Below are 24,421 nucleotides of genomic sequence, written 5' to 3'. Positions count from 1 at the left end.
CTATCGTGCAGCACACCATGCGCTGCAACAAAACCGCTACCTATTGTGTGCGTTGTCTCAGGTCAACATTCTGCGCTGCAACAAAGGTCCGTCAAAGCACTTTAGCTGCTGTGTAGAACGGCCCACCGGTTGATAAGTTTGGATTGCAGCCGCTTGGCTCGTCCATTCCAAGACCGCGATCCACGTGGGGATTCGCGCTCGGACTTCTTTAAGGCTTTCCTGCGCGGGACATCCGCCATGAACATCGCGAACGCCAAATCGCGCCCATCTGGCGTGCGGATATACCCAGCAAGTGCGCTGACAAAGTTCAACGTCCCCGTCTTGGCCACAACCTTGGTTGCGCTGTTTTGCACAACCTTATGGTCATTATCGCGCACCGGAATGAACTTCAGTATCGAGCGCAACTGCCCGTTCGCGCCTGCGCCCACCAGTGTTTTCACCATCTCTTGCGCGCTCAATTGCGAGGCGTCGCCAAGGCCGGAGTGGTCAACAAGTTTTGCCTTCTGAATACCATGCTTCGATTTTAGCCAATCCGTCATAGACCGTGCGGAGGCGCGGATAGTCCCTGCCCCACTCGCTTGCAATCCCAGCACCTCTGCCGTCAGATTGGTCGAGAATTTCAGCATATCGCGCGCGATCACGCCGACTTCCGCGCTATTATGCTCCACCAACACTTTGCCTCGCGGCGCTCCTGAAGACTTCACCGGAAACGGCAATGTCACGCCATTGGAGCGCGCCACGGTTTGCAACACATCGCCCGCGTAAATCTCTGGTCGGCGCACAGGCAACCAACGGCCACCAGCTTTGCCCAGCGCTTTGTTGGCAACGCTCCAATTGTCTTTGCCGCCTTGGCCCGAGTATTTGAAAACTGGCAAGGAGCGCGCCGCGACGGTGGTCTTGGCGAACCCAACACCGGGGCGGATCTTGTTCGTGCGCCCATCCATCTTCAACGCATATCCGTTGCTCGTGCGTCTCCAGTCCAGATACACACGGTTATAGTTCAAGTTCAGCCCCGCCACCGCAGGGTTGTAGCCAACGTGTTCCGGCTGCTCGCGGTCAATCTGATCAATCACCGACATGCCCCCATGCACACGCAGCTTGCCTCGAACAGAGGTGACACCGGCCGCTTTCAGGCGGCCAGCCATCGCGTTCAGATCGTCGGAGGTCAGCGTAGGGTCACCCCCGCCTTTCAGGATCAAATCTCCCCGCAACACGCCATTTTTCACAGGGCCTGTCGCAATCAGTTGCGTCTTGAACCGCCGCCCCGCGCCCATACGATCTAGCGCATACAAAGTGGTCAGTGCTTTCATCACACTGGCAGGTGGCAGGGTGGCTTGCGGGTTATGCGCCTCTAAGACCTGTCCAGTGCGCGCATCTGCCACCACAAACCCCACCTTGCCGCCAAGGTTGGCATCCTTAATCAGCGCATCAGCGCCCTGCACAGTTCTCTTTGCAGCTTGTTTAACAGCCCCTCTGGGCTTTTGGGCGGGCCGAAGCGAGGTCGCAGGCGCGTTCGCAAGCGCGGCCTCGGCCACACCAAACATCAAGAACCCCAACACGGCACGTCGGCCAAATTTAGTCACAGCAGCATCTTTCTTCATGGTGAATTAATCGCCTATGCAAATGGCGGTGGCAAGCGCCAACGCGCCCTGTTACGCAGCTGTGATGGAGCGTTCAACACTTTTGGCCGTCAGCGTGATGTCATTGGGAATGATGCTCATCCCACTCGGCGATACCGCTGGCAAACTCATGACGTCGGCGGGTATCTCCCCGTTCTTCGTGGCGTGGACGCGCTATCTGGTCGGCCTCATCATCCTGCTCCCCTTCGCCTTCCACACAGAAGCCGCCCCGCTGCTAAAAGATTGGCGCATCTGGGTGCGCAGCGCGATCCAAGTGGTGTCCGTTAGCTCAATCCTAACCGCATTGCAGACAGAGCCTATCGCAAACGTCTTCGCCGCCTTCTTCCTTGGCCCAACCGTCAGCTACTTGCTGTCGGTTACCCTGCTCAAAGAGCCCCCCGACATGAGCCGCCTTCTGCTGCTCATCCTCGGGTTGGTTGGTGTGTTTTTGGTCGCAAAGCCCGGCTTCGGGATGACAACAGGTATGGGCTTCGCCGCCTTCGCGGGCCTGTGCTACGGCATGTTCCTCACTGCGTCCCGCTGGGTCGCACCTCTGGGCAAACCCGTCCATCTGCTGATCACCCAGCTGTTCATCGGGGCGCTGCTTTTGGTGCCATTGGGTTTGTGGACCATGCCACCGATCACGCCGTCCCTGTCAGGTTTGGTCTTGTGGTCGGCCGCCGCATCCATGTTTGGGAATTTGTTTTTGGTGTTCGCTTATGCCCGTGCGGGCGCAAGCGTTCTGGCCCCCTTCGTCTACGTCCAGCTTATCGGCGCCACGATCTATGGTGCGATGTTCTTTGACACCCTGCCCGATGGGCTATCCGCATTGGGGTTGGCGGTGATTTTCCTCACGGGTTTTGCCACGCTATTCATTGCGAAGCCCAAGCCCCAGACGCCCTGATCTTGGAGGAGGACGCGTCGCTCAACGGCAGGTTAATATAACACCACCGTGGTGCGCCGCCCTGCCCCAAAAGCTGCGATGCCGCCCCTGACAGTCGCGCACTCTCAAAGCGTTGGGCCGCCACAGATCGCCGCGCAGAAATCCGGTCACCGGGGCGTGCCATGACCCCAATGGGGACATTGCGCATGATCCACTCCCAGTCTTGCCAATGGTGAAAACTGGCAAGGTTATCCGCCCCCATCAGCCAAACAAAATTCACACTTGGGTAGCGCGCCATCAAGGCTGCGAGTGTTTGCGCCGTGTAGCATGTGCCAAGTTGCACTTCCAAATCGGTAACTTTGACCCGTGGGTGCGCCATCACATCCCGCGCCCGCTCCAGTCGCGACGCCATCGGTGCAGGTCCGCGATCCTTCAACGGGTTACCGGGGCTAACCAGCCACCACACAAAGTCCAAGCCAAACCGCTTCAAGGCCTCGCGCGTGATGTGCGCGTGGCCCTCATGTGCTGGGTCAAACGATCCGCCCAAAAGGCCTACCGTTTGCCCCGCTTGTGCGACAGGCCAGCCTGCGCGTGTGAACTCAATCGATTTCAGAGGACTTCGCCCATAGGTTGATCTCTTCCTCGGACGAGATGCGGTCAATCTCGGCCAGCTCATCGGCGCTAAATTCAAGGTTCGCCACCGCTCCGACGCAATCCTCAATCTGGCTCGGCTTCGACGCCCCGATCAATGCCGTCGTCACTCGCTCTCCGCGCAGAACCCAAGCCAACGCCATTTGCGCCAACGTCTGGCCACGCGCTTCCGCCATGTCGTTCAACGCGCGCACACTTGCCAAGGACCGCTCGTTAATCATTCCTTCCTTCAGCGATTTGCCCTGCGAGGCACGGCTGCCCTCAGGAATGCCGCCCAAGTACTTCTTGGTCAAAATGCCCTGCGCCAAAGGCGTGAACGCAATTGAGCCGACGCCCAAGTCATCCAGCGTATCCAGAAGTCCGTCATGCTCCACCCAGCGGTTCAGCAAATTGTAGGACGGCTGGTGGATCAGCATCGGCGTGCCAAGGTCTTTCAAGATCGCCACCGCTTCGCGCGTGCGCTTGGAGTTGTAGCTCGAAATCCCCGCATACAGCGCGCGACCCGATCGCACGATGTAGTCCAGCGCCCCCATGGTCTCCTCCAACGGCGTGTCTGGGTCAAAGCGGTGTGAGTAGAAAATGTCGACATAATCCAAACCCATCCGCTCCAGCGACTGGTCGCAAGACGCCACCAAAGATTTGCGGCTCCCCATCTCGCCATATGGCCCCGGCCACATGCGGTAGCCGGCCTTGCTGGAAATGATCAGCTCATCGCGGTAGCCCGCCAAATCCGTCCGCAATATCTCGCCAAATGCCGTTTCAGCCGAGCCGGGGGGCGGGCCGTAGTTGTTCGCCAAGTCAAAATGCGTAATCCCATGGTCAAACGCGGTGCGGCACAGGCTGCGCTTCAGCTCATGCGGGGTGTCGCCGCCAAAGTTATGCCAAAGCCCAAGACTAATCGCGGGCAACCTGACGCCAGATTTGCCACAACGACGATACGCCATGCGGTCATATCGGTCACTGGCGGGAACATATTCAACGGGGCGGGGCTTTGCAGGGCGGGTAAGATTTGTCATGCGGCGCAATCTGCGCTGAATTGGACGGATCGTCAAATCAAAGTCCTACGATTGCTCTTATGCTAAAGCCCGACTAAACACGGCCCAAAGCAAATCCATTCTAGTCCGGAGCATCTCCCATGGCAGCCAATCAATTCGTCTACTTTATGGACGGCGTATCCAAGCAATACCCTGGCGGCAAGAAGGTGTTCGAGAACATCCGCCTGAACTTCCTGCCCGGCGTCAAAATCGGCGTCGTCGGCGTCAACGGCTCGGGTAAATCCTCGCTCATGCGCATCATGGCGGGGACCGATAAGGACTTCACCGGCGAGGCATGGGCCGCCGAGGGCGCGCATGTCGGCTACCTGCCGCAGGAGCCGAACTTGGACGAATCCCTGGACGTGCGCGGCAACGTGATGCTGGGCGTGAAGGCCAAGAAGGACATCCTCGATCGCTACAACGAGCTGGCGATGAACTACTCCGACGAAACCGCCGAGGAGATGGCTAAGCTGCAAGATGAGATCGACGCGCAAAACCTCTGGGACCTCGACGCGCAAATCGACGTCTCGATGGAGGCCCTGCGTTGCCCCCCTGATGACGCCGCCGTCGAAAGCCTGTCGGGCGGGGAAAAACGCCGTGTGGCCCTGTGCAAATTGCTGCTCGAGGAGCCGGACATGCTCCTCCTCGATGAGCCGACCAACCACCTTGACGCCGAAACCATCGCTTGGTTGCAAAAGCACCTGATCGACTACAAAGGCACCATCCTGATCGTCACCCACGACCGCTACTTCCTTGATGACATCACCGGCTGGATTCTGGAACTCGACCGTGGCCGCGGCATCCCCTACGAGGGCAACTATTCCGCTTGGTTGGAGCAAAAGGCCAAGCGTCTGGAGCGCGAGGCCAAGGAAGACAAATCCCAACAAAAGACCCTGCAAAAGGAACTCGAGTGGATCCGCGCAGGTGCCAAGGCACGCCAAGCCAAGTCCAAGGCGCGTATCAACGCCTATAACGAGATGGCCGGCCAGTCCGAGCGCGAGAAGCTCGGCAATGCGCAAATCATCATCCCCAACGGCCCGCGCTTGGGCAATAAGGTGATCGAGGTCGAAAACCTCACCAAAGCCTACGGCGACAAGCTGTTGGTCGAAGACCTGTCCTTCTCCCTGCCTGCGGGTGGGATCGTCGGCGTCATCGGCCCCAACGGCGCGGGTAAATCCACGCTGTTCCGTATGCTCACCGGTCAAGAACAGCCCGACAGCGGCTCCGTCAGCTACGGCGATACCGTGCAGCTTAGCTATGTGGACCAATCACGCGACGCATTGGCGTCAGACGCAACCGTTTGGGAAGAAGTCTCCGACGGCGGCGAGATCATCCAACTGGGTGACGCGCAAATGAACTCCCGCGCCTATTGCTCCGCCTTCAACTTCAAAGGCGGCGACCAGCAGAAAAAAGTGGGCCTGTTGTCGGGCGGTGAACGTAACCGTGTGCACATGGCGAAACTCCTGAAATCCGGCGGCAACGTGTTGCTGCTCGATGAACCTACCAACGACCTTGACGTAGAAACGTTAAGGGCGCTTGAAGATGCCATCGAAGATTTCGCCGGTTGCGCCGTGGTCATCTCCCACGACCGCTTCTTCCTCGACCGCCTCTGCACACACATCCTAGCCTTCGAGGGCGAGGCCCATGTGGAATGGTTCGAGGGCAACTTCGAGGCCTACGAGGAAGACAAAATCCGCCGCTTGGGTCCAGATTCAGTGGAGCCAACACGGGTGAAGTATAAGAAATTCACGAGGTAACCGTCGCGTCGCTTACGACGCGGCGAGCGCGAGGCAGCGTTTTCAAAGAAAACGCGTTCGCGCACCGTTGAAATAATGTGTTTTCATTCCCAAATGTAGATCGCTTGATGGGTTCGGCATTAGTCAACCATAAGGCAGGTGAGCGACTCATAAGAGCACCGCAATCTTTGCCTAAGATTCTTGAAGTGCTTAGCGGCGCTATGTCGAAACCTTTGCGGGAATTAGGCTAAGGCGGTCCGGCGGCGGGAAGCTGATCGGGTAGTCGTCGAACGGTAGGTTCGAGTGATCATAGAGCCATGCCAAGCCGTTGGAATTGGGACGGGATATAAACACTGAGCGAGTGAAATCGCTCGACCGGTCGAGCATCGCTGGAGCTTAGGCTAATGCGTTTTTTGACCAAGTTGAAAGGGAGAGTCTCTTATGCTGATTTCATCGGCACGATTGCACTCTTGCTAACTATTATAAGTTTATTCTTATGACAGTTGGGCGGTCTTCGGACCGCCCTTTCTTTTTGCCCCCTCAAACCTCCCCCTCCTCCGGCCCTTGCTCAATATCCTCCGGCGCAGGCGTGTTATACTTGTCCAACGTCTCCTCTACGACAAACTGGTAGAAGTTCTCCTCAATCGTCAGGCTCTCCGCGATCCTTGCTTGCGCGTAGGTCGCCAAAATCCGGTTGATCCGCGCCTGATAGCCGTTGCCCCACGCGCGGTAGAACTTCGCCACGCTGCGGTCGACGCGTAGGGTGATCTTCACCTTCGGCTCCTCCACATCGATGTCATGCTCCAGCCGGTGCCACGCCTGCGGGATTTTTTCGCGGACCAGCGTGCTCACGTCGTCTTCCAAGTCCGCCAGTTGCAAAAGCCGCCCCAGCCGCTCTTTGGCGATACGTTGGGACTTTGGGCGGGTGTTGGGTTTGAACTGCATAACGGCGGCCTCGCAAAATTGGGACGCCGTGGGTCTACCCGATGCAGTTTAACGCCCCTGAAACCCAGCGCGCGGCGCTGCCCGACACAACGCCGACGCGGTGCCGACGGCTTGCAGACATCCCATAAAACGCAAAAAACGCTCAGGCGATCCTGAGCGTTTTCTGGGGAAGGTCCGGCAAGTACCGGCCTCTGATCGGGGCGCTAAACGTGTAGCGAGCGGCGCTCCTGATATGGTTACTTTCGCTTAGATGACAGCGAATGAGGTGTGCATGGGGTTGCTCGCGAGGTGAGACGAAAACACATTCTGTTCAGCCTCGTGATCTGCACAAGGAGGCAAAATCACAGGGCCTGAACCGGACTTGCGAATATGTACCGCGCGAAGGGCGATAAGGCGGTTGTGGCGGGCTTTTTCTGCGAGTGAAATGGACATGGCGGTCTCCTATTCCATTTTTGCGGTGAAAAACTGGTTGCAAAATAATAAGGCGAAAAATCACGCGTTCTCGCAAGTATGTTTCTCCTTACTCAATTGTTAAGGCACATAAATTTCGCATTTCCACCACTATTTCGGCACAATTCACAGCCGATTCCATTCGCTTTGCGCCACTTAAGGCGGGAATGTGTTCATGTTCGTAAAAATGCAGATATTTTTAGGTTGCTGAAAAATGGATTATTTTAATTTCATTCGCCTTTGAGGGAAATTTTTCATGAGTTTTTACAGAATCGACGCCCCAAATTCGCGCTCAATCTTGACCCATATCAATGCAGGTTTCCGGCAATGGGCTACGCTGATCCCAACGCAACACCCAGACCAAGGAGCACCCGATGTCCCACACCCCCCACGAATTGGCCGAAGAGTTCCCAGACAAAGCTGAGACCATTCACGCCCTCAAAGAATCAAACGCGCATTTCCGTAAGCTCTTTGAGGAATACCACACAGTGAATCGCGCCGTTCACCGCGCCGAGACCAATATCGAGCCAACCGACAACGCCTTCGAAGCCAGTTTACGTAAGCAACGCATGACCTTGAAGGATCAGATCGCAGCGATGCTCTAGGCGAAAAAGCTTTACTTGTGAGCCAGAATCTGCGACACGCGCCGTGCAACGTTTGCCTCTACGACCCACTGTCTTCCCTAATAAGGCCGCCAGTCTATCGTTACAGACCAATCGAGCCGAGCTGCCGCGATCCTGCGGGCAGCATTAAATTAAGGAATAACACGATGGCTAATGGCACCGTGAAATGGTTCAACTCTACTAAAGGCTTCGGCTTTATCGCACCTGAAGGTGGCTCCAAGGACGTGTTCGTACACATCTCCGCTCTGGAACGCTCCGGTCTGTCCACACTGGACGACAACCAAGCTGTGACTTTCGACGTTGAAGCTGGCCGTGACGGCCGCGAAAGCGCTGTGAACATCGCTCTGGCCTAAGCCACCGCGACCAAGAATTCTAAGGGCGTGCGAAGGCAACTTCGCGCGCCCTTTTTCTTTGCCGCTACTTCTTCTTGACGAACTCGGTCAAGATCACGATGCGCTGCCCCTCAACGCGGCCCTCAATATGGCCCGCATTGTCCGACACCAAAGATATGCTGCGCACGGCCGTTCCCCGTTTCGCTGTGAAGCCTGCGCCTTTAACCGGCAAATCCTTGATCAGCACAACATTGTCCCCCGCCGCCAATAATGCGCCGTTCGCATCGCGGTGCTCCAGCGGCACGTCTGCCGCCCATGCGCTTAAGTCGTCGTCCAGATACACCATGTCCAAGGCCTCTTGCGCCCAAGCCATATCCAGCTTGCGTAGCTGGCGCACGGCCTGCACCTGCACTGCCGGCACCTCGGACCAGACAGCACCTTGCAAGCATCGCCAGTGGCTTTCATCCGCGACCTCAGATGCACAGGTGGCACATAACGCAATCACATCATCCCTTGGGGCCACTGTCACGGCTTCAGACGCCTCCGCCCCGCATAGCTCGCATGCGCCATTGCTGCGCGTCATAACGTTCTCTGGTATCATCTTAGGGTCCCTCTTTGTTGCCCTGACCTAACCCTAATGGGTGTGATGCACCATCGCGCATTTACGTTGCAGCTAACGCATTGGCATAGCGGTTGTGATCCCCTAGAACTCCACCATGTCTGAGTATGATATCATTGTTGTTGGCTCCGGCCCCGCTGGTTCCGCCGCCGCCACCACGGCTGCCAAGGCGGGATATTCGGTTGCTGTGGTCGATAAGGCCGTCTTCCCACGCAACAAGCTATGCGGTGGTCTGTTTACGGGACGCAGTCAAAAGGCGATGCGCCGCATCTTCGGGCAAGAGGTCACTCAAGACTTATTCGTCACCACGGATCACATGCGCCTCCTGTCCAAAGGTCGCGTGTTGGCTGACATCCCAGGCGCTCCGCCTGTTCACCTCACCATGCGCCGCGACTTTGATGCAATGTTGCATGGCGAAGCAATCAAGGCAGGAGCGATCCCATATTTGGGTCACCCAATATCGGAGTTGGGCGAAAATGCGCTGACCCTACGGGATGGCACACAACTCGCGTTCAAGGTTCTGATTGGTGCTGATGGCGTGAGCTCTTTCGTTGCAAAAACCCTATTTGGCCGCTCCTTTAACCCCGACACAATCGGCTTTGCCCTAGAGATTGAAACACCCCGCACCCCTGCCAAAGATAATGCCGTAGAGATCGATCTAGATGCGGCGAGTTGGGGCTATGGCTGGTCTTTTCCCAAGCACAAATCTGTGACCGTCGGAGTGGGCGGCATTAACGCACGCAACGCAAATATGAAGGCCAACATGACGGCATATGTTCGCCAGACTGACAGCGATGAAGAGCTACGCTTTAAAGGCCAGTACTTGCCGTTTGGCGATTACAGAAAGAAGCCAGGTCGCGGCAACATACTGCTGGCTGGGGATGCCGCTGGTCTTGTGGACCCTGTTACGGGCGAAGGCATCGCCCTCGCAATGGAAAGTGGCAGCTATGCCGCCGAGGCTGCAATCAAGGCGCTACAAAACAAGCGCCCACAAACGGCCTACGTCCACTACTCCAAACTGGTGAAACCAATTCAGCGATCTATTGATCAAGCGAAAATTTGGCGGATGATCATGTTCCCCAAAGCCACCAAAGGGTACTTCCGAAAAGCGTTGGAGCGGGGAAGCTCCATGCAGGCGAAGTATCTGGACCTCCTAGCAGGAGAAGCGGAATACGCCGATCTGCGCGGCGCGCTATTGCGGCGTATTCCCAATCTTGGTTGGCGGTTCATCAAGCATCGTCTCGGCTTCAAAGGCCCTGCTTAGTCTTCCAGCACAAAGGTGACTTTCAAGGTCACGCGGTACTCCGAGATTTTGCCATTCTCAACGGTACATTTTTGATCTTGAACCCAAGCGCCCTGAACGTTCTTCAAGGTCTTTGTGGCGCGTTTTACGCCTTCTTCAATTGCATCATCAAAGCTCTTCTTCGAGGACGAGATGACTTCTGTTACGCGTGCAATAGACATGGTTTTTATCTCCGTAAATTATATGAACCTCCTTGCTAACCGCTCTGGGCAATAACTCAACTTGTGCCTGCGGGGAAAATCTTGTCTCTTCCGACCATGAACAATCCATATTTCTTCGGCTACGGCTCGCTCGTAAACGCCGCCACGCATGTCTACGCCTCCACTCACCCTGCCAAGCTTGAGGGGTGGCGTCGGGTCTGGCGCCACACATCCATCGTGAAGCACGCCTTCCTAAGCGTCACCCCTGCCCAAGACACCGGCATCGATGGGTTAATTGCCGAAGTTCCCGATGCCGATTGGGACGCCTTGGACCTGCGAGAGACTGGCTATTTTCGCAGCGCCCTGCCAGCCAAAGGCCTGACCCACGATGCTGGGAACCTCGACGTGCACATGTATCAAGTCAAACTTGAGAATGAGGTCGAAGGCCCGGCCAACCCCATTTTGCTCAGCTACCTAGACGTGGTGATCCAAGGGTACCTGCAGGTGTTCGGCGAAGAGGGTGCAGTGAACTTCTTCAACACAACTGACGGATGGGATGCCTCCATACTGAACGACCGTTCAGCCCCCATCTATCCGCGCACTCAAACTCTAAGCACCTCAGAGACAGCATTCGTAGATGATCAGCTCTCAAAGATAGGGGCAAACATCATCCGCTGAGCGCCACGACAACCCAATACAGCCGTGTAATCCTACGGATTTTGCAAAGTACGCCCGACCAAAAGGGGAACATGATGACTAAAACTATAGTGCTAACCGGTGCGAGCCGCGGTATCGGCCATGCAACGGTCAAGAAATTCACGCAAGAGGGATGGCGCGTCTTGACCTGCTCTCGTCAGGCAATCGATGACAACTGTCCTTGGCCGGGTGGGCAAGAAAATCATATCCAGATTGATTTGTCTGATCCGGCAGATACGATTAACGCAGTCGAGATCATTCGAGACCGTCTCGACGGTGATGAGCTGCATGGTTTGATCAACAACGCAGGCGTGTCGCCCAAAGGCCCTGATAATACGCGGCTGAATACAATGAACACCGACCTCATGGACTGGGGAAAGGTGTTCCATGTTAATTTCTTTGCCCCTGTTGTCCTGTCACGGGGGTTAAAGAAAGAACTTATGAAGGCCAAAGGGTCCATCGTAAATGTGACTTCAATTGCGGGATCACGCGTGCATCCCTTTGCCGGTGCCGCCTATGCAACATCAAAGGCAGCACTTGCTGCTCTGACACGGGAAATGGCCCATGATTTCGGGCCATTTGGTGTCCGCGTTAACGCAATTGCACCAGGTGAGATCGAAACGTCCATTCTGTCCCCTGGCACCGATAAAATTACTGAAAAATTACCTTTGCAACGGATAGGCCACCCCGACGAAGTTGCAGACGTGATTTTCTTTTTATGTTCGGACGCATCCTCTTATGTCAGCGGCACAGAGATCGAGATCAATGGCGGGCAACATGTTTAAATCGATCAGTATTTCTCTCGACCGTTAGAAATAAAGACAGGTCTAATCTATCGTTGCAGTTGGGATCGTTCAGGTGAGCCGGAAAAAAGGGGACATTGGTTCAATCGCCGCGAAAACGCATTAAGTCCGCACCTCAGTCACCCAGCCCCTCACGAACCCTAGACCGACATCGTCGCGGCGACGGCTTTCTTCCAGCCCGTGTACTTAGTGGCACGCATGTCCTCGTCCATGTCCGGCTCAAAGCGTTGATCCAACGCCCAGTTCTTCGCAAAGCCCTCCATGTCGGGGTAAAGCCCCGCGCGAGAGCCGGCCAGCCATGCGGCCCCTAAGGCCGTCGTCTCCAGCACCTCTGGACGGTCCACCTGCGCATCAATGATGTCGCTTAGGAACTGCATCGTCCAATCACTAGCGGTCATGCCGCCATCAACGCGAAGGACATCTTCGCCATCGCCACCCCAGTCAGCCTTCATCGCTTCCAGCAAATCGCGGGTCTGGTAGCCCACGCTTTGCAACGCCGCACGGGCGAGCTCCTCGGGGCCGGTCCCACGGGTCAGCCCAAAGATAGCCCCACGGCAATCCGCGTCCCAATACGGTGCGCCCAACCCTGTGAAGGCGGGCACCATGATCACCTCTTGGCTGTCATCTGCGTTCTCGGCCAAGGGTTGTGTTTCACTCGCGTCACGGATGATCTTGATCCCGTCGCGCAGCCATTGCACCACCGCACCCGCAATGAAGATCGATCCCTCCAACGCATAGGTCGGCTTGCCATCCAGCTGATAGGCGATCGTGGTCAGCATCCGGTTCTTAGAGGTCACCGGCGTATCGCCCGTGTTCAACAACGCAAAACAGCCCGTGCCATAGGTCGACTTCATCATACCTGGCTGGAAGCACGCCTGCCCCACAGTCGCCGCCTGTTGGTCACCCGCGACCCCTAAGATAGGCAGCTCCTTGCCAAACAAATCCGCGCGGCACATGCCGAAATCATCGGCGCTGTCTTTGACCTCAGGCAGCATCGACACAGGAATGCCCAGTAACTCGCAAATCGTGGTGCTCCAGCGTCTTTTGCGGATGTCATAAAGCATAGTACGCGCCGCGTTGGTGGCATCCGTTACATGCGACGCCCCATCGGTCATCTTCCAGATCAAGTAGCTGTCGACGGTCCCAAACAGTAATTCGCCCGCCTCGGCACGTGCGCGCACGCCTTCAACGTTTTCAAGGATCCAGCGCAGCTTCGTCCCCGAAAAATATGGATCCAGCAGCAGACCAGTGCGTGCGGTGAACATCTCTTCATGGCCCGCATCGCGCAGCTCGCGGCAATAATCAGATGTACGGCGGTCCTGCCAAACAATCGCGTTGTGCACCGGTTCGCCGGTTTCCTTGTCCCACACAAGCGTCGTCTCACGCTGGTTAGTGATCCCAATCGCCGCGATGTCTTGCGCCGTGATGCCAGCGCGCTCTATCGCGCCGCGACATGTGCTTGCCGTGGTTGACCACAGGTCCGCGGGGTCATGCTCCACCCAACCCGATTGAGGGAAATGCTGCGCGAACTCCTCCTGCGAGGACGCCAAGATCTTCATATCAGCGTCAAAGATGATCGCCCTGCTAGACGTGGTTCCCTGATCAATCGCCAGTATATGTGTCATGCATCCCCCTTAACGGCCGCGCGCGCGGCTTGCATCCATTCGTCAAGCTGGCCGATTTCAGCCACGCTCATGCGCAACCCTAGCTTGGAGCGCCGCCAAACAACATCCTCGGCCCGTCGCGCATATTCATGTGCCATCAACCACCGCACTTCGCGCTCCGTCAAGTTCGCGCCGAACAGCTGCCCCATGTCCGATACGGCACCCGCGTCACCCAACACATCGCCCGCCTCGGTCCCATATGCGCGAACCAAGCGCTTCGCCCAGACGTCGTCGAGGAAGGGATAATCCACGATCAACCCGTCGATCAAATCCTGCACACCGTCCACGGGGAAGTCCCCGCCGGGCATTGCGACGCCAGCCGTCCAATCCCCCTTGTCATTGTCGAAGAACGGCAGAATTTTCTCCATCGCGCTCTCTGCCAGCTTTCGGTAGGTCGTGATCTTGCCGCCAAAAACATTCAGCATCGGCGCGCCGTCGTCATAGACGCTCAGCACGTAGTCCCGCGTCAAGGCAGAGGCCGAAGCCGCCCCATCGTCATAAAGCGGGCGCACACCGGAGTAGCTCCAAACCACATCGTCAACCGTGATGTCGTACTTGAAGTACCCATTGGCGAAGTTGAGCAGGTAGTCCCGCTCCTCATCCGAGCACTCCGGCTTGATCGAGGCGTCCGCATGGTCCGCATCGGTGGTCCCAATCAGCGTAAAATCTGTCTCGTAAGGGATGGCGAAAATGATCCGCCCGTCTTCGCCTTGGAAGATGTAGGTTTTGTCATGCTCAAACAGCCGCTTGGTCACGATGTGGCTGCCGCGAACCAACCGCACGCCTTCGCTGGAATTGGTCCGCGTCACTTGGCGGATCACGTCCTCCACCCAAGGCCCGCCCGCGTTAACGAGCATCCTTGCGCGGCGCTCGAAGGTGTCGCCCGTCTCCACGTCCTGCAAGGTGACGACCCAATGGTCCTCAACCCGTTCAGCCGAGGTGACTTTGGTGCGCACCATCACTTCGGCCCCTCGCGCCTCCGCGTCACGGGCGTTCAGCACCACCAACCGCGCGTCCTCGACCCAGCAATCAGAGTACTCATAGGCGAAGGCAAAGCGATCATCGATCCCCTTGCCCACCTCATCCGTCGTCATGTCCACGCGGGTCGTGCCTTGCAAAATTTCGCGCCCGCCAAGGTTGTCATACATAAACAGCCCCAAGCGGATCAGCCACGCAGGGCGGCGCCCCTTCATCCAAGGCATCACAGCGCCGAGCAATTTGGAGGTCGGCGTCCCCCCCTCGAACCGCATGTCCTTGTGGTAGGGCAGCACAAACCGCATGGGCCAGCTGATATGCGGCATGGCTCGCAGCAATGTTTCGCGCTCGATTAGCGCTTTGCGCACCAATCCAACCTCGAAATACTCCAGATAGCGCAGGCCACCGTGGAACAGTTTACTCGATCCGCTTGATGTCGCTGACGCAAGGTCGTTCATCTCGGCCAGTGACACGGACATGCCCCGTCCAGCGGCATCGCGGGCGATACCCACTCCGTTGATGCCCCCGCCAATGACGAACAGGTCAACAATGTCTTCACGCGCCATATCTGCGACTCCCCTTGCATTCACACCCCTTAATCACAAGTTTACTTTCGTTTCGTCAAGGTTTACTTTCGATTTATCGACAAGCAGGGTGACTCATGGCCGAGAACTTTAGACAATCCGAAATCATGGACATCGCGCGTCGCAAAGGACGTGTCAGCGTCGAGAAGCTCGCGCGGCGATTTCAGACCTCGGCCCAAACCATTCGTAAGGACCTGTCTGATCTATCGGATAGCGGCCACCTAAAACGGGTACACGGGGGGGCAATCTTCCCTGAAAACGCGTCGATGATTGGCTATGATGATCGTCGCCAGCTCAATGACACCGCCAAAATCCGCATCGCCAAGGCTTGTGCGCAGGACATCCCTGAAGGAGCCTGTGTCTTCCTGAACATCGGCACCACGACCGAGGCCGTTGCCCGCGAATTGCTGACACATAGCGACCTGACCGTGGTGACCAACAACCTGAACGTGGCGAATATCCTGTCCGCCAGCCCACAAATTGAGGTGTTGGTGGCAGGCGGCACGCTGCGCCGATCCGATGGCGGGCTGGTCGGCTCAATGACAACCAAGTTGATCGCGCAATTCAAGTTTGATTATGCGGTGATCGGTTGCTCCGCCCTTGATGATGACGGGGACATTCTGGACTACGACATCCAAGAGGTGGATGTGAGCCAGACCATCATCGCCCGTTCACGCAATACCTACCTTGTGGCCGATGCATCAAAGTTCGACCGTGCAGCACCCGTCAAAATCGCGTCTCTCGAAAGCATTGATCGCTTCTACACCGACGCATCCCTACCAGCGCAATTGGCGCAAACCTGCGCTGACTGGGGCACGGAGCTATGCATCCCCTAGCCCTCAAAAGCGGGTCCGATCAACACTCAGGAATGTTGACCGCAAGCCCCCCTTGCGAGGTTTCTTTGTATTTAGATCCCATGTCGATGCCGGTTTGGCGCATGGCCTCGATGCAATTGTCCAGCGGCATGAAATGCGTGCCGTCGCCGCGCAGCGCAAGGGACGCGGCGGACACCGCCTTAATGGCGCCAAGGCCATTGCGCTCAATACATGGCACCTGCACCAACCCCGCCACAGGGTCACAGGTCATGCCAAGATGATGTTCCAATGCAATCTCGGCTGCGTTCTCGATCTGCTCGTTGCTACCACCTAAAGCCGCACACAGCCCCGCCGCCGCCATCGATGACGCGGAGCCAACTTCGCCTTGGCATCCGACCTCAGCCCCTGAAATCGACGCATTGTGTTTGATCAGCCCACCAATCGCCGCCGCTGTCAGCAAAAAGGTGCGCTGCCCGTCCTCGGTCGCGCCGATGCAGTGATCTTTGTAGTACCGCATCACCGCAGGCAGCACCCCAGCCGCGCCATTCGTGGGCGAGGTCACAACCTTGCCACCCGCCGCGTTTTCCTCGTTCACCGCCATGGCGTAGACGCTCATCCAGTCGTTGATCGTATGTGGCTGGCCACGGTTCATGCCTTGCTCCGCCAGCAATTGATCGTGAATGCTCTTGGCACGTCGCTTCACGTTCAGACCACCCGGCAAGATGCCATCAAGGCGCATACCGCGGTCCACGCAATCAAACATAGCGTCGCGAATGAGCGTCAGATTACGGTCCAATTCAGCGCGCGACATCATCGCCAGCTCGTTTTCTTCTTTCATCTTCGCAATGGTCTTGCCCGAAGCCTTGCCCATTTGCAGCATCTCTTCCGCCGAGCCAAACGGGTGTGGACAGCCCGCCTGCTCTTGTTGGGCATGCAAATCCTGCTCTTGCCCCGCCATCTCTGCTTCCGTCACTACAAAGCCGCCGCCGACTGAATAGTAGGTCTCCTGCATGTACAGGTTGCCGGACGTGTCCCACGCCTTCAAGATCATGCCGTTGGCGTGTCCGGGAAGTGTCAGGTCGTAGTCAAAAACCACATCGCGCGATGGGTCAAACGCCAGCGCGGGCAACCCATCCACCTGCAAGGTTTTGTCCACATGCAGGCTTGCGATCAACTCATCAACCGCGTCAGGGTCCATGTTCGCGGGTAAGAACCCCATCAGCCCCAGCATCACCGCACGGTCCGTCGCATGGCCCTTTCCGGTGAATGCCAGTGATCCATGCAAGGATGCGGACACTGCCGCCAGCTCGCCCGCGCCCGGTTCCTTTTCGCGCCCGCCGCGCAGGTCATCAAGGAAGCGCCCCGCAGCCGTCATCGGCCCCATCGTATGAGAGGACGACGGGCCGATGCCCACTTTGAATATGTCGAAGATACTTAGAAACATGGCGCTACATTCCCCTCAAACGCAAACTGCCACCTATCAAAACAAGACAGGTGGCAGCGCATTCACGACAATGACACAGAATTTAGCTGCGGCCCTTCCATGGAACCAGCAACTTCTCGGCCCAGCGCATCAGCACGTCGATGCTAAAGCCGATCACCCCAATCAGGATGATCCCCATCAGCACGATGTCGGTGTTCTGGAACTTGGACGCCACCATGATCATCATGCCAGCCCCCTTCTCTGCGGCGACCAGTTCGGCGGCCACAACCGTGCCCCAACAGACCCCCATCGCCACACGCGCACCGGTGAAGATTTCCGGCAGACTGTTTGGCACGATGACATGGCGCATGATCTGCCATTTGGACGCGCCAAGCGAGTAGGCCGCATGCACCTTGGTGATGTTGACCCCCGACACGCCAGAGCGCGCCGCAATCGCCATGATCCAAAGCGCGGCCAAGAACAGCAGGATGATTTTTCCAACCTCGCCAATCCCTGCCCAGATGATCACCAGCGGGATCAACGCCAATGGCGGCACGGGGCGCATGAATTCCACAATCGGGTCAAACCAGCCACGGAACCAATTGGACAACCCCATGGCATACCCCAATGGAATGCCGACAAGTGCGCCAAAGATGAAACCCAATATCACGCGGAACAAGGAGAAGCCCAAGTGCTCCCACAACGTAAAGTTCCGGAACCCGTCGGTCGCGATGTCGCCTACACGCTTCAACACGTTCTCTGGCGGGGGCAGCCAAATCGGCTCCATCTGCCAGCCGGTTTTGGGCACGATGTTCAACGTGCCTTTGGGCGTCATAGCAACCCGTGCGAAGTCGGTTAACACTTCGCCACCCGGCGCAATCGCTTCACCGTTGATGGCTATGATCTTCGCGCCCACATCGCGGCCACGCTCATCATTTTGGTCAACGCGCAGCAGCTTGGAGCGGTACTTCACAATTGATACCGCGTCGTTCTTGGCAAACCCGTCGCCTAGCGCCACTTCCGGAACGGTGGCGTCCCCCTCTTTGTCATGCACATTCACTGTCACGGTGGCGTCATTGGTCTCGCCTTCCGCCTCCACCGTGTATGTGAATTCGCCCATGCCCGAATACGCCCCCGGCGCATGTAGGAACGACGGAATCAGGCTAGAGCCAGTGAACGCCGCCCATAGGACGAAAATGCTGCCCACCGAAATGATCGATGCCGCGCGGTTTGGACGAACCGCACTTTCGTCCCCAAAGGTCACCGTCTTCAAAGAGGTGTAATCCTTAGGTGCCGTCGAAGCTGTAATGTGTTTTACAGCGAAAAATGCCCCAACAAAGATGGCGATATAGATCAGCAGAATGATCATGCGCTTTCCTCCGTGCGACCCATAATTTCTTCTTCCATATCCCAGATCATCGCGAGAATTTCCTCGCGTGTTTTGTTGTAATCGGGGTGCTTTTTCACTTCGCGCAAATCTTGCCCGACGCCCAAATCGGCAAACGGCAAGCGGTACTCTTTATGCACGCGGCCAGGGCGCGGGGCCATAACCAGCAGGCGCTCGCCCAGTAGCAACGCCTCTTCAACCGAGTGGGTGATCAAGATGATCGTCTTGCCCGTCTCTTTCCACAGCTTCAGCACAAGGCTTTGCATCTTCTCACGGGTCAGCGCATCTAGCGCGCCCAAGGGCTCGTCCATCAAGATGACGTCGGGATCATTGGCAAGGCAGCGGGCCAAGGCCACACGTTGCTGCATGCCGCCGGACAACTCGTAGATGGCCTTTTCTTTGAAGTCGCCCAAGCCAACAACTTCAAGAAGGTGGTCTACATTGGCGCCATATTGCGCCTCTGTTTCCCCCTTCATGCGGGGGCCAAACGCCACGTTTTCGCGGACGTTCATCCATTCAAACAACGCGCCTTGCTGGAACACCATGCCGCGATCGGCATCGGGGCCCTCAACGGTCTTGTCGTCCAAGGCAATACGCCCTTCGGTCGGGGCCAAGAAACCCGCGACGATGTTCAATAGCGTAGTTTTTCCGCATCCCGATGGCCCGAGGACGCTCATCAGCTCACCTGGCTTCAGGTCCAAAGACACGTCCTTCAACGCCTGCACTGAGCCGCCGTTGGGCAGGTCAAAGCGCATTGATATATTTTCGATTGATAGGCCCGACATAGTAACCTCACTTCTGGTTTTATTGGTGTGGGGAAGTGAAAAGGGTGGCGCGAGATATCCCGCGCCACCCCCTATCGGTTTTACATTTTGGAAGCAGCTTCCAATGGACCAGTGTTTACAGTCGCGCTGTAGCTGTCCAATGCGGAGTCGATGGATTTCGCGCCCACGAAGATATCTGCGACACCTTTCATGAAGGATTGCGCGCCGCCGCCCAGCCATTTGTCGCCCAGTTGTTCATCAACGGATGGGAAGGTGAAGCCAGCCAATGTGGACTTGGTTCCCTCCTCGTCCATACCAGCGTCTTTGGCGATCACTGGCAGCATTTTGGCTTGGTTCGCCTCGTCAGCCCACATTGCGTTCGCGTCTGCGGTGACTTTCAGGAATTTGGCAACCGTTTCGGCGTTCTCAGCAACGAAGCCCGCAGGCGCGGTTGTCACGTCGAACACCAGAATGCCAAGCTCTTCCTTCTCAGCGCCTGTCAGCAGAATGTTGCCAGACTCTTTCATGCGGCGCAGCGCACCACCCCAGCCGCAAGACATGTCCACGTCACCTTGCGCCAGCGCAGCAGCACCTTCCGCAGGGGCCATGTCCACAACGGACATAGCGGAGATATCAACCCCGAAATGTTTCATTTGGCTCAGGAAGCCGTAGTGCGCGGCAGTGCCCAAAGGTACGGCCACTTTCTTGCCAGCCAGCTCAGCTGCGGATGTTTTGTCGATTTCTAGACCGGAGGCCACAACGCAGTTGTCGTTATCCGAATAGGACACAGCCACATCAAGGATTTGCAGATCTTGGCCGGCGGATGCTGCGACCACGAACGGTGGAACACCTTGCGAGACGGAAATATCTACGTCACCCGACGCCATGGCTGCGGACATCGCAGTACCAGTGTCGAAGGACACCCAAGTCACCGGAACGCCCAGCTCTTCGTCATAAGTGCCGTTCACTTTCGCGAATTCGAACGGCATCGGCCACTCAAGGAAGTAACCAACGGTCAAACCGTGGCCATCAGCCATTGCAGCTTGCGCGCCGGACAGCATTGCGATGCTGGCAACAGCACCCATCATTTTGGTGGTTAGTTTCATGTGTTCATCTCCCATGTTGAACAATGTACGCCTTGCGGCGCGTGTATTTCCGTTGATGCTGCGGGACTGGTTATCCAGCTCTCATGCAACGCCAAGGGGCTATTTGAACAAATCACATTAACCCTCAGAAGCTAGTGCAATTTGCCGATAAAGTAGAAGTTTCACATCTTTGCATGAAGTCTTCCTGCTTTTCTGCATACGAACTAGGCAAAGCGGACCGGCTCACGTCAATGGATTTAATCGCGGCTCTTCGCGTGCAGATAAACCGCATTAATAATATCTCAGAACAACTAAGTCCATGTATTAAATAAGTTTTGCCTAAATCATGACCCCTTTCGGGGTGCTCCAGCACCTTAAACTGGCTCTACGTGTGATGTGCTTCTGGCCCTATTGCAGACCCAGATTCCATGCAGCTTAGTTTTTAGCGCTATACTTTGCGCACAACGATTAGAATCGCCGGACATCTGTTCCGGCCCCCCCTTCAAGATTGGAGCAAGCCGATGGACGGTAATCTGCAAAGCAATGATCTCTCCGGCGTTGTCGAAGCCGATCGTGCCCATGTTTGGCATCACCTAAGCCAACACGCGGGCTACATGGCCGAAGAAAACCGCGCCGACCCCAAGATTATGGTCGAGGGCAAAGGTTTACGCGTTTGGGACCAGAACGGACGCGAACACCTAGATGCCGTCTCTGGCGGTGTTTGGACCGTCAATGTCGGCTATGGCCGTGAAAGCATCGCCGATGCGGTGCGCGATCAGCTGGTGAAAATGAACTTCTTTGGTGGCACCGCGGGCTCGATCCCAGGGGCACTATTCTCTGAGCGCCTGATCTCCAAGATGCCCGGCATGAGCCGCGTCTACTATGCCAACTCCGGCTCCGAAGCCAATGAGAAGGGCTTCAAAATGGTCCGCCAAATCGCGCACAAACGCTATGGCGGCAAGAAGCACAAAATCCTCTACCGTGATCGCGACTACCATGGCACCACCATCGCCTGCCTATCCGGTGGCGGCCAAAACGAGCGCAACGCGCAATACGGCCCCTTCACCCCCGGCTTCATCAAGGTCCCCCACTGCCTAGAGTACCGCGCGATGGACCAAGGCTTGGGCGATCTGTCCGGCGAGGCCTACGGCATCGCAGCCGCCAACGCGATTGAGGAGGTCATCCTGCGCGAAGGCCCCGACACCGTCGGTGCCCTTTGCCTAGAGCCCGTCACCGCAGGCGGCGGCGTCATCGTGCCGCCAGAAGGATACTGGCCACGGGTGCAAGAGATTTGCAAAAAGTACGACATCTTGCTGCACATCGATGAGGTCGTCTGTGGCATGGGCCGCACCGGCACATGGTTCGGCTACCAGCACTACGGCATTCAACCTGACATCGTGACAATGGCGAAAGGCGTGGCCTCTGGCTATGCCGCGATCTCGTGCTGCGTCACCACTGAGGCCGTGTTCGACATGTTCATGGACGACACGTCCGATCCGCTGAACTACTTCCGCGACATCTCGACTTTTGGCGGGTGTACGGCCGGCCCTGCGGCCGCGATCGAGAACATGCGCATCCTTGAGGATGAGAACCTGCTCGAAAACACCATCACTATGGGCAACTACATGCTCGAGCAGCTCGAGGTGCTGAAAGGCAAGCACAAATCCATCGGCGACGTGCGCGGTAAAGGCCTGTTCCTAGGGGCCGAGCTGGTTGCAGATCGCGAAACTCGTGAGCCATTGTCCGAAACCCTTGTGGCCAAAGTCACAGGGCATTGCATGGCCAAAGACGGCGTGATCGTCGGCATGACCAATCGTTCGGTGCCGGGCTACAATAACACGCTGTGCTTCTCGCCTTCCTTGATCGCAACCAAGGATGATATCGATGCGATCCTAACGTCCGTCGACGGGGCACTGACCGAGGTATTGGGCTAAAAGCACCCGCGCCAATGAAACATGAAAGCCCGCGCCTCAACCGAGGTCGCGGGCTTTTCTTTGCAGCCTCTCTATTCGGCAAGACGGCTGGAGGATCTGAAGCTTCGCGGCGATTGCCCAGTCTTGGCCTCAAACATGCGAGAAAAGGCGCTGCGGCTTGAAAACCCGACCATATCGGCTACACGCTTTACCGGTAGCTCAGTTTCTTTCAATAGTGTGCCCGCCATCCGCATTCGCAAATCGCGCAACAACTCCATTGGGCCACTTCCATAGGCTTCCGAAAATCGTTTTGCGAAGGCAGACCTGCTCATTCCAACTACATGCGCAAGGCTATCCACCGAGTGGGATTTTCCAGGATCATCCAACATAACCCGCAGGGCTTGCCATACGCTCGGGTCCTTTAAGGCCGCCATCCACGCCAGCGCTTGATCTTGTGCAGTAAGCCGCGAGCGCAACATATCGATCACACACTCAAGCAAGATCGCCCTAACCATGGCACGGCTGCCCAGACGGGGTTGAGACACTTCCTCAATGAGCCGCATCAACGGTTGCTCCATTCGGCTGCCCCGCGATACACATTCGACCATCGGCTCGCGTACCAGATCCACGACGTCCTTCACTCCGCGCAAGCCAATTGTGACGTTAGTACAAAGGGCCGCCAGCTGGCCGTTGGGCGCGTTTTCGGAAGTCTTGAGCAACCTTGCGAGGTCCAGCTCTGCAGGTCGGCATGTGGGCAGCGGGTCGAAATCGTCACCAAAACTTCGCAAGCTGTGGTTTTGCAAAGCAGGGATGAGAACAATTGAGCCGCGCGCAACTTGAACCGGTTTACGGCCCCTTACCAATATCTCACCTCGTCCCGACAGGACGTAATGCAAGGTTGCCCGCGGCTCATACCCCAGCCCCAGATTGCACTCCCCGCGCAGCTCACACAGCGCAAACGGGTCCACCGTAATATCAAGTTCATTGAAGATATGTTCATATGTCATAACGCAAACATGCACGACTATCGGACGAACGGATACGTTTAGCGGCACAATCGGTCATGAACAGGACGAAAAGGCACATGCATGGTGGCAGCATGATTGCACTACTCAACCTTATCATGGAGACAACACAATGTGTAAGTGCAACGACCCAAACCACAAACACCTATCCCGACGCGAAGCCTTGCGTGGCGGAGTGGCCATCACGGCAACGGCCGCAGCTACGGTTCTGGCAACGGATCAAGCCTCGGCTCAAACGGCTAACCCCTATGCTGATCCAGCAGAGCCAGCCTTGCCACCCTCCAACATGGTGCTTGATCTATCTCGGGCTGCATTGGTCGTAACCGACCCGCAGGTTGATTTCTTAAGCCCAGATGGCGTCACTTGGGGCGTCGTTGGACCATCCGTGACCGAGCATAATACCGTCGAGAATATCGAGGCTCTGTTCATCGCAGCCAAAGCAGCCGACATCACGGTTGCTGTCTCGCCCCACTATTACTATCCGACCGACCACGGCTGGAAGTTCGAAGGTGCGCTGGAAAAGCTGATGCACAAAATCGGCATGTTTGACCGCCCCGGTGCGCTCGACCTAGAGGGCTTTGAGGGTTCTGGTGCCGATTGGATGCCGCAATATAAGAAGTATATCAACGACGGCAAAACCATCGTGACGTCCCCCCATAAAGTCTACGGCAACGACACAAATGACTTGTCATTACAGTTGCGCAAACGCGGAGTGGATCAGGTGATCTTGTCGGGAATGTCCGCCAACCTTTGCACAGAGTCGCACATGCGCGAGTTGCTTGAGCAAGGATTTGAGGTTGCCGTGATCAAAGATGCAACGGCAGCTGCCATCGTACCAGAAGGCGACGGATACCTCGCCGCTCTGACGAACTTCCGCTTCATGGCGAATGCTGTTTGGACGACTGAAGAAGTTGTCGAGCAAATCAAAGCTGCATCCTAAATCAACAAAATG

At 56.8% G+C, this 24,421-nt stretch carries 24 protein-coding genes; 10 read left to right on the top strand and 14 right to left on the bottom strand.

The window, feature by feature from the left end; genetic code table 11:
* Window positions 1-101: 101 nt before the first annotated feature.
* Window positions 102-1,601: a D-alanyl-D-alanine carboxypeptidase/D-alanyl-D-alanine-endopeptidase gene (dacB, locus tag ABJN86_RS10045; protein WP_348377700.1), complete on the bottom strand. Its 1,500-nt coding sequence runs from the start codon at window positions 1,599-1,601 to the stop codon at window positions 102-104.
* A 64-nt stretch (window positions 1,602-1,665) separates the two neighbouring features.
* Between dacB and ABJN86_RS10040 the strand changes: the two genes are divergently transcribed.
* Window positions 1,666-2,523 carry a DMT family transporter gene (locus ABJN86_RS10040; protein ID WP_348366783.1) on the top strand — a complete coding sequence of 286 codons (858 nt, stop codon included), beginning with the start codon at window positions 1,666-1,668 and terminating at the stop codon, window positions 2,521-2,523.
* Here ABJN86_RS10040 and ABJN86_RS10035 read toward each other — a convergent pair.
* Window positions 2,492-3,106, bottom strand: coding sequence for a nicotinate-nucleotide adenylyltransferase (locus ABJN86_RS10035; RefSeq protein ID WP_348366937.1), 615 nt, complete (start codon window positions 3,104-3,106; stop codon window positions 2,492-2,494). The genes ABJN86_RS10040 and ABJN86_RS10035 overlap by 32 nt on opposite strands.
* The gene (mgrA, locus tag ABJN86_RS10030; protein ID WP_348366781.1) at window positions 3,102-4,169 is read right to left on the bottom strand and encodes an L-glyceraldehyde 3-phosphate reductase; all 1,068 of its coding nucleotides are present in this window, start codon (window positions 4,167-4,169) and stop codon (window positions 3,102-3,104) included. Before mgrA ends, ABJN86_RS10035 begins: the two co-directional genes overlap by 5 nt.
* 119 nt (window positions 4,170-4,288) lie before the next feature.
* Here mgrA and ettA point away from each other — a divergent pair, with 119 nt between their 5' ends.
* Complete coding sequence (gene ettA / locus ABJN86_RS10025; RefSeq protein ID WP_348366780.1) at window positions 4,289-5,944, top strand: energy-dependent translational throttle protein EttA; 1,656 nt, start codon at window positions 4,289-4,291, stop codon at window positions 5,942-5,944.
* A 519-nt stretch (window positions 5,945-6,463) separates the two neighbouring features.
* Here the strand turns inward: ettA and ABJN86_RS10020 are convergent.
* Window positions 6,464-6,868 carry a BrnA antitoxin family protein gene (locus ABJN86_RS10020; protein WP_348366779.1) on the bottom strand — a complete coding sequence of 135 codons (405 nt, stop codon included), beginning with the start codon at window positions 6,866-6,868 and terminating at the stop codon, window positions 6,464-6,466.
* A 246-nt stretch (window positions 6,869-7,114) separates the two neighbouring features.
* A complete protein-coding gene (locus ABJN86_RS10015) occupies window positions 7,115-7,300 on the bottom strand; it encodes a hypothetical protein (RefSeq protein WP_348366777.1) in 186 nt (61 codons plus the stop codon).
* 392 nt (window positions 7,301-7,692) lie between these two features.
* Here ABJN86_RS10015 and ABJN86_RS10010 point away from each other — a divergent pair, with 392 nt between their 5' ends.
* Window positions 7,693-7,923 carry a DUF465 domain-containing protein gene (locus ABJN86_RS10010; protein WP_348366775.1) on the top strand — a complete coding sequence of 77 codons (231 nt, stop codon included), beginning with the start codon at window positions 7,693-7,695 and terminating at the stop codon, window positions 7,921-7,923.
* A 164-nt stretch (window positions 7,924-8,087) separates the two neighbouring features.
* Window positions 8,088-8,294 carry a cold-shock protein gene (locus tag ABJN86_RS10005; protein ID WP_021101227.1) on the top strand — a complete coding sequence of 69 codons (207 nt, stop codon included), beginning with the start codon at window positions 8,088-8,090 and terminating at the stop codon, window positions 8,292-8,294.
* 64 nt (window positions 8,295-8,358) lie between these two features.
* Here the strand turns inward: ABJN86_RS10005 and ABJN86_RS10000 are convergent, their stop codons facing one another.
* Complete coding sequence (locus tag ABJN86_RS10000) at window positions 8,359-8,874, bottom strand: PhnA domain-containing protein (protein WP_348366773.1); 516 nt, start codon at window positions 8,872-8,874, stop codon at window positions 8,359-8,361.
* 115 nt (window positions 8,875-8,989) lie between these two features.
* Here ABJN86_RS10000 and ABJN86_RS09995 point away from each other — a divergent pair, with 115 nt between their 5' ends.
* Window positions 8,990-10,156: a geranylgeranyl reductase family protein gene (locus ABJN86_RS09995; protein ID WP_348366771.1), complete on the top strand. Its 1,167-nt coding sequence runs from the start codon at window positions 8,990-8,992 to the stop codon at window positions 10,154-10,156.
* On the opposite strand, the gene ABJN86_RS09990 is transcribed toward ABJN86_RS09995, so the two are convergent.
* On the bottom strand, window positions 10,153-10,356 hold the full coding sequence (locus ABJN86_RS09990; RefSeq protein WP_348366770.1) for a dodecin family protein: 204 nt from the start codon (window positions 10,354-10,356) through the stop codon (window positions 10,153-10,155). The two genes, ABJN86_RS09995 and ABJN86_RS09990, sit on opposite strands and share 4 nt — an antisense overlap.
* An 81-nt stretch (window positions 10,357-10,437) precedes the next feature.
* On the opposite strand from ABJN86_RS09990, the gene ABJN86_RS09985 reads away from it, so the two are divergent.
* Together ABJN86_RS09985 and ABJN86_RS09980 are read left to right on the top strand one after the other, a co-directional pair.
* A complete protein-coding gene (locus ABJN86_RS09985) occupies window positions 10,438-11,013 on the top strand; it encodes a gamma-glutamylcyclotransferase family protein (RefSeq protein ID WP_348366768.1) in 576 nt (191 codons plus the stop codon).
* A gap of 71 nt (window positions 11,014-11,084) precedes the next feature.
* The gene (locus tag ABJN86_RS09980) at window positions 11,085-11,816 is read left to right on the top strand and encodes an SDR family oxidoreductase (RefSeq protein WP_348366766.1); all 732 of its coding nucleotides are present in this window, start codon (window positions 11,085-11,087) and stop codon (window positions 11,814-11,816) included.
* A gap of 158 nt (window positions 11,817-11,974) precedes the next feature.
* On the opposite strand, the gene glpK is transcribed toward ABJN86_RS09980, so the two are convergent.
* Both glpK and glpD read right to left on the bottom strand, forming a co-directional pair.
* Window positions 11,975-13,459, bottom strand: coding sequence for a glycerol kinase GlpK (gene glpK, locus ABJN86_RS09975; protein ID WP_348366764.1), 1,485 nt, complete (start codon window positions 13,457-13,459; stop codon window positions 11,975-11,977).
* Window positions 13,456-15,039, bottom strand: a complete 1,584-nt coding sequence (glpD, locus tag ABJN86_RS09970) for a glycerol-3-phosphate dehydrogenase (RefSeq protein WP_348366763.1) — start codon at window positions 15,037-15,039, stop codon at window positions 13,456-13,458. The genes glpK and glpD overlap by 4 nt, the downstream gene beginning before the upstream one ends.
* A gap of 95 nt (window positions 15,040-15,134) precedes the next feature.
* Here glpD and ABJN86_RS09965 point away from each other — a divergent pair, with 95 nt between their 5' ends.
* Complete coding sequence (locus tag ABJN86_RS09965) at window positions 15,135-15,893, top strand: DeoR/GlpR family DNA-binding transcription regulator (RefSeq protein WP_348366761.1); 759 nt, start codon at window positions 15,135-15,137, stop codon at window positions 15,891-15,893.
* A gap of 19 nt (window positions 15,894-15,912) precedes the next feature.
* Here the strand turns inward: ABJN86_RS09965 and ABJN86_RS09960 are convergent, their stop codons facing one another.
* The 4 genes from ABJN86_RS09960 to ABJN86_RS09945 form a co-directional block, all read right to left on the bottom strand.
* Entirely contained in the window at window positions 15,913-17,316 is a 1,404-nt protein-coding gene (locus ABJN86_RS09960; RefSeq protein WP_348366760.1) for an L-serine ammonia-lyase, read from the bottom strand.
* Window positions 17,317-17,398: 82 nt separating this feature from the next.
* Window positions 17,399-18,664 (bottom strand): ABC transporter permease subunit, encoded by a 1,266-nt coding sequence (locus ABJN86_RS09955; RefSeq protein ID WP_348366758.1) that lies wholly within the window; start codon window positions 18,662-18,664, stop codon window positions 17,399-17,401.
* A complete protein-coding gene (locus ABJN86_RS09950; RefSeq protein ID WP_348366757.1) occupies window positions 18,661-19,467 on the bottom strand; it encodes an ABC transporter ATP-binding protein in 807 nt (268 codons plus the stop codon). The genes ABJN86_RS09955 and ABJN86_RS09950 overlap by 4 nt, the downstream gene beginning before the upstream one ends.
* Window positions 19,468-19,547: 80 nt before the next feature.
* The gene (locus ABJN86_RS09945) at window positions 19,548-20,552 is read right to left on the bottom strand and encodes an ABC transporter substrate-binding protein (protein WP_348366755.1); all 1,005 of its coding nucleotides are present in this window, start codon (window positions 20,550-20,552) and stop codon (window positions 19,548-19,550) included.
* Between the two features lie 500 nt (window positions 20,553-21,052).
* Between ABJN86_RS09945 and ABJN86_RS09940 the strand changes: the two genes are divergently transcribed.
* Entirely contained in the window at window positions 21,053-22,465 is a 1,413-nt protein-coding gene (locus ABJN86_RS09940; RefSeq protein WP_348366753.1) for an aminotransferase class III-fold pyridoxal phosphate-dependent enzyme, read from the top strand.
* 71 nt (window positions 22,466-22,536) lie between these two features.
* On the opposite strand, the gene ABJN86_RS09935 is transcribed toward ABJN86_RS09940, so the two are convergent.
* On the bottom strand, window positions 22,537-23,451 hold the full coding sequence (locus tag ABJN86_RS09935) for a helix-turn-helix domain-containing protein (protein ID WP_348366751.1): 915 nt from the start codon (window positions 23,449-23,451) through the stop codon (window positions 22,537-22,539).
* A gap of 130 nt (window positions 23,452-23,581) precedes the next feature.
* Here ABJN86_RS09935 and ABJN86_RS09930 point away from each other — a divergent pair, with 130 nt between their 5' ends.
* Window positions 23,582-24,409, top strand: coding sequence for a cysteine hydrolase (locus ABJN86_RS09930; RefSeq protein WP_348366749.1), 828 nt, complete (start codon window positions 23,582-23,584; stop codon window positions 24,407-24,409).
* The last annotated feature ends 12 nt before the right edge of the window (window positions 24,410-24,421 follow it).

The sequence above is a fragment of the Litoreibacter sp. genome (assembly GCF_039974535.1).
Taxonomy (GTDB): Bacteria; Pseudomonadota; Alphaproteobacteria; order Rhodobacterales; family Rhodobacteraceae; genus Litoreibacter.
The sequence above is the reverse complement of the archived record's forward strand: the minus strand, read 5'-3'. Positions and strand labels throughout refer to the sequence as shown.